Origin of the sequence: Pseudomonas sp. M2 (genome assembly GCF_015751845.1) — a bacterium.
Classification (GTDB): Bacteria; Pseudomonadota; Gammaproteobacteria; order Pseudomonadales; family Pseudomonadaceae; genus Aquipseudomonas; species Aquipseudomonas putida_E.
On the sequence record NZ_JADOUD010000001.1, the window covers coordinates 5618185 to 5629500 of the forward strand.

Consider the following 11316-nt stretch of genomic DNA (forward strand, 5'->3'; position numbering starts at 1 on the left):
TCCTTCAGAACAGGAAATAACGCTGGGCCAGCGGCAGTTCGCTGGCCGGCTCGCAAACCAGCAGTTCGCCGTCGGCGCGCACCTGGTAGGTCTGCGAATCGACTTCGATCACCGGTTGCAATGTGTTGTGGACCATGTCGGCCTTGCGCACCCGGCGGCAGCCGTGGGCCACACCGATCAGGCTCTGCAAACCCAGTTCCTGGGCCAGGCCACGGTCCATGGCGGCCTGGGGCAGGAAGGTCATGCGCGTGGCATGGCGGGCCGCACCGAGCGCGCCGAACATAGGCCGGTAATGCACTGGTTGTGGCGTCGGAATCGAGCCATTGATGTCGCCCATGGGCGCTGTGACGATCATCCCGCCCTTGATGACCAGCGCCGGCTTGACCGCGAAGAAAGCCGGCGACCACAGCACCAGGTCAGCCAGCTTGCCCACCTCCACCGAACCCACCTCATGGGCGATACCATGGGTGAGCGCAGGGTTGAGGGTGTATTTGGCGATGTAGCGCTTGACCCGGAAGTTGTCGCTGTAGCTGCTGTCCGGCGCCAGCGGGCCGCGGCGCACTTTCATCTGGTGGGCGACTTGCCAGGTGCGCAGCACCACCTCGCCGACGCGGCCCATGGCTTGGGAGTCGGACGAGGTCATGGCGAAGGCGCCCATGTCGTGCAGGATGTCCTCGGCGGCGATGGTTTCACGGCGGATGCGCGATTCGGCGAACGCCACGTCCTCGGCGATGCTCGGGTCCAGGTGGTGGCAGACCATCAGCATGTCGAGGTGTTCATCGACGGTGTTGACCGTATAGGGCAGGGTCGGGTTGGTCGAGGACGGCAGCACGTTAGCCTGCCCCGCCGCGCGAATGATGTCGGGTGCATGGCCGCCGCCGGCCCCTTCGGTGTGGAAGGTATGGATGGTGCGATCACCGATGGCGGCCAGGGTGTCTTCAATGCAACCGGATTCGTTGAGGGTATCGGTGTGGATCGCCACCTGGATGTCCATTTCCTCGGCGACGCTCAGGCAGCAGTCGATGGCTGCCGGGGTAGACCCCCAATCCTCGTGCAGCTTCAGGCCCACCGCGCCTGCAGCGATCTGCTCGCGCAGCGCTTCAGGTCGCGAAGCATTGCCCTTGCCCAGCAGGCCGATGTTGATCGGCAGGCTGTCGGCCGCCTGGAGCATGCGCGCAAGGTACCAGGGCCCCGGGGTGCAGGTGGTGGCGTTGGTACCGGTGGCCGGCCCGGTGCCGCCGCCGATGAACGTGGTGACGCCACTGGTCAGCGCCTCTTCCACCTGTTGCGGGCAGATGAAGTGAATGTGCGAATCGATGCCCCCGGCGGTGACGATCTTGCCTTCGGCCGCGATCACTTCGGTGCCCGGGCCGACCGGCACGGTGACGCCCGGTTGCACGTCAGGGTTGCCGGCCTTGCCGATGGCAGCGATGCGCCCGTGCTTGACGCCGATATCGGCTTTCACGATGCCCCAGTGGTCGATGATCAGGGCGTTGGTCAGCACCAGGTCCATGGCCTGGGCTGCAAGCATCTGGCCCTGCCCCATGCCGTCGCGGATGACCTTGCCACCGCCGAACTTGACCTCTTCGCCGTAAACCGTGAAGTCCTTCTCGACCTCCACCCACAGGGCAGTGTCGGCCAGGCGCACGCGGTCGCCAACGGTAGGGCCGAACATGTCGGCATAGGCCCGACGCGAAATGCGGCTCATGCCTGGCCCTCCAGTGCGCCCATCACTTTGCCCTGAAAGCCATACACCTCGCGCTTGCCGGCGTAGGCTACCAATTGCACGGTACGCGCCTGGCCCGGCTCGAAGCGCACGGCAGTGCCGGCCGGGATGTCGAGGCGAAAGCCGCGGCTAGGCTCGCGGTCGAACACCAGTGCCTCGTTGACCTCGTAAAAATGGTAATGAGAGCCCACCTGCACCGGCCGGTCGCCATGATTGGCCACTTTGACACTGACCGTTGCACGGCCGACGTTGAGTTCGATGTCGCCGGCGGCGACCTGGATTTCACCTGGGATCATGCTGGGCTCCTCGGCCAGGTCAGACGATGGGGTCATGTACGGTCACCAGCTTGGTACCGTCAGGGAAGGTGGCTTCGACCTGCACGTCATGGAGCATCTCGGGAACACCGTCCATGACCTGATCGCGGCCGATCACTTCGCGGCCCAGGCTCATCAGCTCGGCTACCGTGCGGCCATCACGGGCGCCTTCGAGCACGGCGGCACTGATCAGCGCCACCGCCTCCGGGTAGTTGAGCTTCAGGCCACGGGCCAGGCGCCGTTCCGCCAACAGTGCGGCGGTGAACAGCAGCAGTTTGTCTTTCTCTCTCGGGGTCAGCTCCATGGCGCTCTCTCAGGTGGCCCAGATGCGCGGCGGGCACGCCGGCAGGCCGAGAACGGCCGGCCGCAGCACGTGCCAGAGGCGCTGCAGGGTGTGTTGCAGATGTTGGTTGTCGTGGTCCAGCAGGCGAATCACCAGCAGCGAACCCAGCAAGGTGGCGCCGGCGGGCGTTTTCAGTTCCTCGAGCAGAGGCCGCACCCTTTCCAGCACGGATGGGTCTGCCGGGGACGCACAGAAGGTAGCGAGCAACGGGTGGCCGCCGAGCTTGTCGAGCTGGCCACCGGTGAGGCGCAGGCGTTCGCACAAGCCAGGGTCATCGGGCAACTCGATGCTCAGACGGCTGTCCAGCGCGCCCTGATCGAATCGTTCGCCCATCACCGGGCGGCCCAGGCACAGCGTTTCCCAGGCCAGCAGGCGGGCACCGGGCTCAAGGGTGAAGCGGCTGTCGAGGCTGGCGCGAGCACCGGAAAAGAAAATGCTGTCCTGGGGCAGCCACTCCAGGGTGCTGCCCGCTTGCAGATGGAAACGTTGGGTCAGCCACGCGGTTGGGCCGATACTTCGATAAAACTTGCTGGCGCCGGGCATGGTCAGCAATGCATGGCTGCCAGGCTCTAGCTGAATATCCAGCTCCAGGCGGTCACCGGCAACGATGCCCCCTGGCGGGTGCAGCACATAGACGTGGCACGGCGCACCTTCCGGGTAGAACGGCCGCTGCACCAAAAGCGGGCCGAAATGGCGGCGCGCACCAAGACGAGTCACGCCAGCACGCTCGACAAAGCGCAACTGCAGGTGGGCGCTCCAGCCTGCATCATGTTCAGATTGTTCGACGCGCTCCGCCAGCAACATCCTATAGCCCCTAATATCCACGGCCTGGTGGCCGTCAAGAGGATCACCGCCGCGCACTGAGGTGCTGCAGGCCTGACCACTCGATCAAATTCGATTGGCTGGGATATAGCAGTTTGCGGGCCAACTACGCAGGTGAAGCCAGATGAAATATATTGCGCGAGGCTCTGGCGTGGGGCATGCCGGGTAATGACGCACGACACGAGGGCACTCATAAGCCCTGTTTCAGTGCTCGAATCTGCCAGAGTAATCCGCGCGAACAAGACAGCTCGCCGCGACAATCAGTAGACTGGCAATCCACTTGAGTACCGCCCACGGCCAAGGAACCGCCATGCCTCTCGCCCCTGCCATCCCCATCCTGCGCATTTTCTCGGTCGAAAAGGCCAAGGAGTTCTACCTCGATTTCCTCGGCTTCACCCTGGACTGGGAGCACCGCTTCAGCCCGGACCTGCCTTTGTATGCGCAAATCCACCGCGAAGGCCTGGTCCTGCACCTGAGCGAGCATCACGGCGACGCGTGCCCAGGCTCGACGGTGTTTGCCCGTACCGACGAACTGCTGGCGCTGGAACGTGAACTGCTCGACAAACAGTATGGTTACGCCCGCCCACAGGCCGAGCGCGTCGACTGGGGCCTGCAGCTGCAGATACGCGACCCGTTCGGTAACCTGTTGCGTTTCTGCCAGCAGGTCGATGACGAGGCCGCGCAATGAAAGCACTGGGCAAACGCGAACTGGCGCGCCTTGAGCGTGAACTGGTGGCGTGCCTGACCGACGCCTGCGAAACGGCCAAGGCGCAAATCATCGGGTTCAGCTGGCTGACCCATCGCCTGGACCCTGATCAGTTCCCTGCCAGCTTGCGCATTACCTGGGTATTCGAGCGCGAGGTCGACAAGGCCGCAGCGCTGGCGGGTGATGCGAAGGTACGCATGCTCAAACTGACGGCCCAGGCGCTCGACGAGGCAGGTATAAGGCTGGATCACCCGGCATGGCATGTGCGCTTCGACAGTGAAGAAGCCTGCGAACGAAGCCACGCAGGCGACTGGAACAAGCGCTTGCAGGGGCGTTGAGGCCAACAGGCGAGCGGTGATTTACCTCCCCTCGCCTTTGCGCTAGGCTCTTGCATCTCACTACAGGAGGTATTCGTCCAATGCGCCATTGATGCCGCCGTCCCTTCGACGGCCAGCCTTCAGCCTCTGGTTTGCTCCGGAGATGTCGCGGCATGAGTGGAGTTGTGCATGACGAATACGTCGTTCCTGACGCTGGACAGCGTCTCCCTGGTTTTGCCCAATGGCAAGCCACTGTTTACCGACCTCAACGCGTGCTTTGACCAACGCCCGACCGGCATGGTCGGGCGTAATGGCGTGGGCAAAAGCCTGCTCGGGCAGATACTCGCCGGCCAGCGTTTGCCCAGCAGCGGCCGTTGCTCGCGCCATGGCAGGGTTCATCACCTGGGCCAGCAAGTGATCCGGCACAGTACCACCGTCGCCGATCTAGCCCAGGTCGGGCAGGTGATCGCTGCGTTGCAAAGTATCGAAAAAGGCAGCATCGACCTTTACGATTTCGACACTGTGGGCGATCAATGGGACATTCGTGAGCGGCTGCACATCCTGCTGGATCGCCACGGCCTGGGTCACCTCACCCCCGATTACCCCGCTGCCGAGCTCAGCGGCGGCCAGGCTATGCGCGTCGCCCTGCTCGGTGCCTGGCTCAGCGATAGCGATTACCTGATCCTGGACGAGCCCAGCAACCACCTGGACAGCGAAGGCCGCGCTCAGCTTATGGCCATGATCACGGCTTGGGACCGGGGCTTGCTGGTTATCAGCCATGACCGTGGCTTGCTCGAACACATGTCGCGCATCGTCGAACTGTCGAGCCTTGGCTTGCAGGCATTTGGGGGTCCTTACAGCTTCTATGCCAAGCGCAAGGCCGAACAACGCGAACAGGCTCAGCAACAACTGGTCCGCGCAAAGCATGAGCGCCAGCTCACCGCCAAAACGTTGCACGAACAACGGGAGCGCCTTGAGCGCCACCAGTCACGTGCCAGCCACCACGCCAAGCACGCCAACCAGGCCAAGATACTCATCGACCGCCAGCAGCAACGTAGCCAGGTCACGGCTGGCAAACAGCGTCGCGATCACCACGATGCCCTGCAGGCCCTGCAAACGCAGGTGCAGCAAGCGGCGCGCCAGGTAGAGCGGGACAGCGCGATCATTCTTCATGCGCCGACACCTCAATCGCACCCTGGTCGCGAAGTGCTGGCACTGCAGGGGCTTGTGCTGCCGCGCGGCAGTACCGAGCCGATCGACCTGCGCCTTTGCCTGGGCCAACGGCTCGGACTGGTCGGTACCAACGGTAGTGGTAAGTCAACACTCTTTCAGGTGCTGTGCGAAGGGCTGCCCTTCCAGGCCGGCCGCGTTCGGATGAGCGGCGAAGTCGCGATGCTCGACCAGCACTGCAGTTCACTACCCGGGCAGCAGACCGTTCTGGCACACCTGCGCGAGGCTAACCCGACGCTGCCATCCGGCGTTCTGCGCATACGGCTCGCTCAACTGGGCCTCGATGCCGCACGCATCGAGCTGCCCAGCAGTTTGCTCAGCGGCGGCGAGCGGCTCAAGGCAGCGCTGGCTGGTGTGCTTTATCGCAAACGCGGCGTGGACCTGCTGTTGCTCGATGAGCCCGGCAACCATCTGGACCTGCCGTCGCTGGAAGCGCTGGAGGCCATGCTACGGCAGTTTCAGGGGGCGATGCTGGTGGCTTCCCATGATTCAGTGTTTCTCCAGCAACTGGCGCTGGACGCTTACCTGCACCTGCCATCGGCGTCACCATGACCCAGATAGCCGCCAATTCGTGACTGGCCGTTCCCGATCCGCAGCGGATGTATTATCGTGGCGAGGTGCGCATATAACAGCAGCCCGAGCGATCGGGCACTTGCAAGACAATCGAGGGTGTCATGAGTAACGAAAGCATTAACTGGGACAAGCTGGGTTTCGACTACATCAAGACCGACAAGCGCTACCTGTCCGTATGGCGCAATGGTGAGTGGGACAAAGGCACCCTGACTGAAGACAACGTGCTGCACATCAGTGAAGGCTCCACTGCCCTGCACTATGGCCAGCAGTGTTTCGAAGGCCTCAAGGCCTACCGCTGCAAGGACGGTTCGATCAACCTGTTCCGCCCTGACCAGAACGCCGCCCGCATGCAGCGCAGCTGCGCTCGCCTGCTGATGCCGCACGTGCCGACCGATGTGTTCATCGAGGCCTGCAAGCAAGTGGTCAAGGCCAACGAGAAATTCGTCCCGCCACACGGCAAGGGTGCCCTGTACCTGCGCCCGTTCGTGATCGGCACCGGCGACAACATCGGCGTGCGCACCGCCCCCGAGTTCATCTTCTCGGTATTCGCCATCCCGGTTGGCTCGTACTTCAAAGGCGGCATGAAACCGCACAACTTCCAGATTTCCAGCTTTGACCGCGCCGCCCCGCAAGGCACCGGCGCCGCCAAGGTCGGCGGCAACTATGCGGCAAGCCTGCAGCCAGGTGCTGAAGCCAAGAAAGCCAACTTCGCCGACGCCATCTACCTCGATCCGCTGACCCACACCAAGATCGAGGAAGTCGGTTCGGCCAACTTCTTCGGCATCACCGCCAACAACGAATTCATCACGCCGAAATCGGCCTCGGTACTGCCAGGCATCACCCGCCTGTCGCTGATGGAACTGGCGTCCTCGCGCCTGGGCCTGAAGGTGATCGAAGGCGATGTCGAAATCAACAAGCTCGACCGCTTCATCGAAGCCGGTGCATGCGGTACCGCCGCAGTGATCACCCCGATCGGTGGCATCGAGTACAACGGCAAGCTGCACGTGTTCCACGACCTGGAAAAGGTCGGCCCGGTCACCCAGAAGCTCTACAACGAGCTGACCGGTATCCAGAGCGGCGACGTCGAAGCGCCGGCGGGCTGGATCGTCAAGGTCGCCTGAGCCATCGCGCCACGCTGAACCACGGGGCATGCCAGACGCTGGCATGCCCCTTTTTTTGGCTGAGCGTTCCGGCCCCATCGCCGGCAAGCCGGCCCACAGGGATTGCGTCATCTTTAGACGTTGAGCAAGACAGTTTGCCCCGCAGCAAACGAACTGCAGCCAGATGAATTTTTCTTAAATTCCCGGCAGTCTATTCTTTGGCACAATCAAGCCTCCATTAGACGCCCAGGAACCAGCATGCCACGCGTACTGACCATCGAAGACGACGCCGTCACCGGCCAGGAAATCGTCGCCGAACTCACCAGCCACGGTCTGGAAGTGGATTGGGCTGACAATGGCCGTGAAGGCCTGGCCAAGGCCATCGGCGGCGGCTACGACCTGATCACCCTGGACCGCATGCTGCCAGAGGTCGATGGCCTGACCATCGTCACCACCCTGCGCAACCTGAAAATCGCAACGCCCATCCTGATGATCAGCGCGCTATCCGACGTCGACGAGCGTGTGCGAGGCCTGCGTGCCGGTGGCGACGACTACCTGACCAAGCCATTCGCCTCCGACGAGATGGCCGCACGGGTGGAAGTGCTGTTGCGGCGCAATAGCGTGCCGATGACCCAGACCCGGCTGCAGGTCGCCGACCTGCAACTGGACCTGATCAGCCATGAGGCCCGCCGCGGCGAACAGACGCTCAACCTGCTGCCCACCGAGTACAAACTGCTGGAGTACCTGATGCGCCATAGCGGCCAGGTGATCACGCGGATGATGATCTTCGAGGAAGTCTGGGGCTACCACTTCGACCCTGGCACCAATCTGATCGATGTGCATATCGGCCGCCTGCGCAAGAAGATCGATGCCCCCGGGCAATCGCCGCTGATCCGTACCGTACGGGGCTCCGGCTATGCCATTGCTGAACCCGTCTAAGGGCTGGAGCTCCTCGACCAGCCGCCTGCTGGCGCTGTACAGCTTCCTCTTCGTGGCCTGGAGCAGCATCCTCATGGGGGTGCTGTACTTCGAGGTGTCCAGCTACCTGAACAAGCTGACCCGCCACTCCATGCTGCAGCGCCAGCACCTGTTCGCGCACATGAGCGGCAAGCAGCTGGACGACGCGCTGATCGCCAGCCAGGCGTTCGAGGAGCGCGCCTTTGATGCCTACGGCCTGTTCGACGCCCAGCTCAACCCGATCGGCGGGCGTATCCGTGCAATTCCGCCGGAACTCGGGCTGGACGGCAAGGTGCATGAACTCGAGCGGTGCCTGGACGCCGATGACCCGCACATGCCGCGTGACAGCTGCGACGCGGTGGCAATCAAGGTTCAGGACGGCCGTTGGCTGGTACTGCTGCGCGACAACGGCTCGTTGTTCGTGGTGACACGCATCATCCTGCACGCCTTGCTATGGGGCATCTCGTTGACCCTGATCCCAGGCTTCGCCGGCTGGTACCTGCTGCGCCGCAGGCCTTTGAAACGCATTCGGGCCATACAGGCGCAGGCAGAGCTGATCGTCGCCGGCGACCTCACCCACCGCCTGCCGCTGTCGGCCCGCCGCGACGAGCTGGACATGCTGGCCGCCATCGTCAACGCCATGCTTGACCGGATAGAACGGCTGATGCATGAGGTCAAGGGCGTGTGCGACAACATTGCCCACGACCTGCGCACACCACTCACCCGCCTGCGTGCACAGCTGTACCGCATCCGCCAGCAGACCGGGCTGGACTCGGCACAAGCCGAGGCACTGGACCAGGCCATCGGCGAAACCGATACCCTGATGGCACGTTTTCGCGGCCTGTTGCGCATCAGTGAACTGGAGGATCGCCAGCGCCGCGCCGGCTTCGTTCAGCTGGACCCGCGTGAGCTTCTGGTGGAGTTGCACGATTTCTACCTGCCCCTGGCCGAAGATGGCGGTATCCGCCTGCACCTGCAACAGCCTGAGCACTTGCCGGCGCTGCATGGGGACCGTGAATTGCTGTTCGAAGCGCTGGCCAACCTGGTGGGCAATGCCATCAAGTTCACGCCAGAAGGTGGCCAGGTGGCCATTACGGCTACGCAGGACGAAGCAGGCGTGCATATCGCTATCGAGGACAGTGGGCCTGGGATTGCGGAAGAAGAGCGCACTGCCGTGCTGAAGCGCTTTTATCGCAGCGAGGAAGGCCACCGCCACCCGGGGTTCGGGCTGGGTTTGTCGATCGTTGCGGCGATCGTCGACCTGCATGGGTTTGGGCTGGAGGTGGGTGACAGTGAGCTGGGTGGGGCTAAGCTGGTGTTGCATTGCGCGTTGGCGGGGTTGCCCAGGTAAAAGCGGGGGCTGCTATGCAGCCCATCGCCGGCAAGCCGGCTCCCACCACGACAGCACAACCTTCAAGCCCTGCGCAATACCTTTCGCCGGCTTGCCGGCTCTCACTACGACCGCGCAACCTTCAAGCCCTGCGCAATACCTGTCGCCGGCTTGCCGCCTCTCACCACGACAGTGCAACCTTCAAGCCCTGCGCAATACCTGTCGCCGGCTTGCCGGCTCTCACTACGACAGCACAACCTTCAAGCCCTGCGCAATACCTGTCGCCGGCAAGCCGGCTCCCACCACGACAGCACAACCTTCAAGCCCTGCGCAATACCTGTCGCCGGCTTGCCGGCTCTCACCACGACAGTGCAACCTTCAAGCCCTGCGCAATACCTGTCGCCGGCTTGCCGGCTCTCACCACGACAGTGCAACCTTCAAGCCCTGCGCAATACCTGTGGGAGCCGGCTTGCCGGCGATGGGGCCGCAAAGCGGCCCCTTCACATCATCAGTCAGCCAGACGCCAGGTGGTCGCGCCCTTGCTATCCTCCAGCACCACGCCCATGGCGGTCAGCTGGTCGCGGATACGGTCGGATTCTGCCCAGTTCTTGTCGGCACGCGCCTGCAGGCGCGCCTGGATCAGTGCTTCCACTTCAGCCGCATCGACCTTGCCCTCGGCCCCCGCACGCAGGAAGTCATCGGCCTCCAGCTGCAGTACACCCAGCACATCACCCAGCTCACGCAGGCGACCGGCCAAGCCGGCAGCCGCATCCGGGTCGCTGTCGCGCAGGCGGTTGATTTCGCGCACCAGGTCGAACAGCACAGCGCAGGCTTCGGGGGTGCCGAAGTCGTCGTTCATCGCCACGCTGAAGCGCTCGACGAATGCCTCACCACCCTTGGCCGCCACACGTGGCAAGCCACGCAGCGCGTGATAGAAGCGCTCCAGGGCGCCCTTGGCATCACGCAGGCTGTCTTCGGAGTAGTTGATGGCACTGCGGTAGTGGCTGGCCACCAGCAGGTAGCGCACCACCTCCGGGTGATACACATCGAGCACGTCACGGATGGTGAAGAAGTTGTTCAACGACTTGGACATCTTCTCGCCATTGATGCGGATCATGCCGCAATGCATCCAGGCGTTGGCGTACTGCTTGCCGGTCGCCGCTTCGCTCTGGGCGATTTCGTTCTCGTGGTGCGGGAACTCCAGGTCGCTGCCGCCACCGTGGATGTCGAAGCTCTCGCCAAGGCAGCAGGTGGACATCACCGAGCACTCGATGTGCCAGCCCGGACGGCCTGGGCCCCAGGGCGAATCCCAGTACGGTTCGCCCGGCTTGACGCCCTTCCACAGCACGAAGTCGAGCGGGTCCTGCTTGGCCTCGTCGACCTCGATGCGGGCACCGATGCGCAGGTCCTCGATCTTCTTGCGCGACAGCTTGCCATAGCCGACGAACTTGCCGACCCGGTAGTACACGTCGCCATTGCCCGGCGCGTAGGCGTAGCCCTTGTCGATCAGGGTCTGGATCATCGCGTGCATGCCGGCGATATGGTCGGTGGCACGCGGTTCCTGGTCCGGTTTGAGGATGTTCAGGCGCCGTTCGTCCTCATGCATCGCATCGATCATGCGGGCCGTCAGCGCGTCGAACGTTTCGCCGTTCTCGTTGGCCCGGTTGATGATCTTGTCGTCGATGTCGGTGATATTGCGCACGTAGGTCAGCTCATAGCCGCTCTTGCGCAGCCAGCGGGTGACCAGGTCGAAGGCCACCATGCTGCGGCCATGGCCCAGGTGGCAATAGTCGTACACGGTCATGCCGCACACATACATGCGCACCTTGTTGCCATCGAGCGGCTTGAAGACTTCCTTGGTTTTGCTCAGCGTGTTGTAAATGGTAAGCACGGTGGTT

At 63.3% G+C, this 11316-nt stretch carries 11 protein-coding genes; 6 read left to right on the forward strand and 5 right to left on the reverse strand.

The features are described 5' to 3' along the window. Positions 1–4: 4 nt before the first annotated feature. The 4 genes from ureC to IWW33_RS25975 are packed head-to-tail and all read right to left on the reverse strand — an operon-like array spanning position 5 to position 3187. Positions 5–1708, reverse strand: a complete 1704-nt coding sequence (gene ureC, locus IWW33_RS25960) for an urease subunit alpha (RefSeq protein ID WP_012314277.1) — start codon at positions 1706–1708, stop codon at positions 5–7. Further along, entirely contained in the window at positions 1705–2022 is a 318-nt protein-coding gene (locus IWW33_RS25965) for an urease subunit beta (protein WP_039602758.1), read from the reverse strand. The genes ureC and IWW33_RS25965 overlap by 4 nt, the downstream gene beginning before the upstream one ends. 19 nt (positions 2023–2041) lie before the next feature. Then, the gene (locus IWW33_RS25970) at positions 2042–2344 is read right to left on the reverse strand and encodes an urease subunit gamma (protein ID WP_046787702.1); all 303 of its coding nucleotides are present in this window, start codon (positions 2342–2344) and stop codon (positions 2042–2044) included. Between the two features lie 9 nt (positions 2345–2353). After that, positions 2354–3187 carry an urease accessory protein UreD gene (locus tag IWW33_RS25975; protein WP_174141486.1) on the reverse strand — a complete coding sequence of 278 codons (834 nt, stop codon included), beginning with the start codon at positions 3185–3187 and terminating at the stop codon, positions 2354–2356. Between the two features lie 328 nt (positions 3188–3515). Here IWW33_RS25975 and IWW33_RS25980 point away from each other — a divergent pair, with 328 nt between their 5' ends. From IWW33_RS25980 to IWW33_RS26005, 6 genes are all read left to right on the forward strand, one after another. Further along, the gene (locus IWW33_RS25980) at positions 3516–3893 is read left to right on the forward strand and encodes a glyoxalase superfamily protein (protein WP_119688940.1); all 378 of its coding nucleotides are present in this window, start codon (positions 3516–3518) and stop codon (positions 3891–3893) included. Beyond that, the gene (locus IWW33_RS25985) at positions 3890–4249 is read left to right on the forward strand and encodes a hypothetical protein (protein ID WP_119688939.1); all 360 of its coding nucleotides are present in this window, start codon (positions 3890–3892) and stop codon (positions 4247–4249) included. The genes IWW33_RS25980 and IWW33_RS25985 overlap by 4 nt, the downstream gene beginning before the upstream one ends. A 168-nt stretch (positions 4250–4417) precedes the next feature. Beyond that, positions 4418–6010 (forward strand): ATP-binding cassette domain-containing protein, encoded by a 1593-nt coding sequence (locus IWW33_RS25990; RefSeq protein ID WP_115275022.1) that lies wholly within the window; start codon positions 4418–4420, stop codon positions 6008–6010. Between the two features lie 122 nt (positions 6011–6132). Continuing rightward, positions 6133–7152 (forward strand): branched-chain amino acid aminotransferase, encoded by a 1020-nt coding sequence (locus IWW33_RS25995; protein ID WP_046787706.1) that lies wholly within the window; start codon positions 6133–6135, stop codon positions 7150–7152. A gap of 237 nt (positions 7153–7389) precedes the next feature. Beyond that, positions 7390–8070 carry a response regulator transcription factor gene (locus IWW33_RS26000; RefSeq protein ID WP_046787707.1) on the forward strand — a complete coding sequence of 227 codons (681 nt, stop codon included), beginning with the start codon at positions 7390–7392 and terminating at the stop codon, positions 8068–8070. Next, positions 8048–9439 carry a HAMP domain-containing sensor histidine kinase gene (locus IWW33_RS26005; protein ID WP_161871477.1) on the forward strand — a complete coding sequence of 464 codons (1392 nt, stop codon included), beginning with the start codon at positions 8048–8050 and terminating at the stop codon, positions 9437–9439. Before IWW33_RS26000 ends, IWW33_RS26005 begins: the two co-directional genes overlap by 23 nt. A gap of 487 nt (positions 9440–9926) precedes the next feature. Here IWW33_RS26005 and cysS read toward each other — a convergent pair whose 3' ends face one another. After that, positions 9927–11309, reverse strand: coding sequence for a cysteine--tRNA ligase (gene cysS, locus IWW33_RS26010; RefSeq protein WP_039603150.1), 1383 nt, complete (start codon positions 11307–11309; stop codon positions 9927–9929). Positions 11310–11316: the final 7 nt, after the last annotated feature.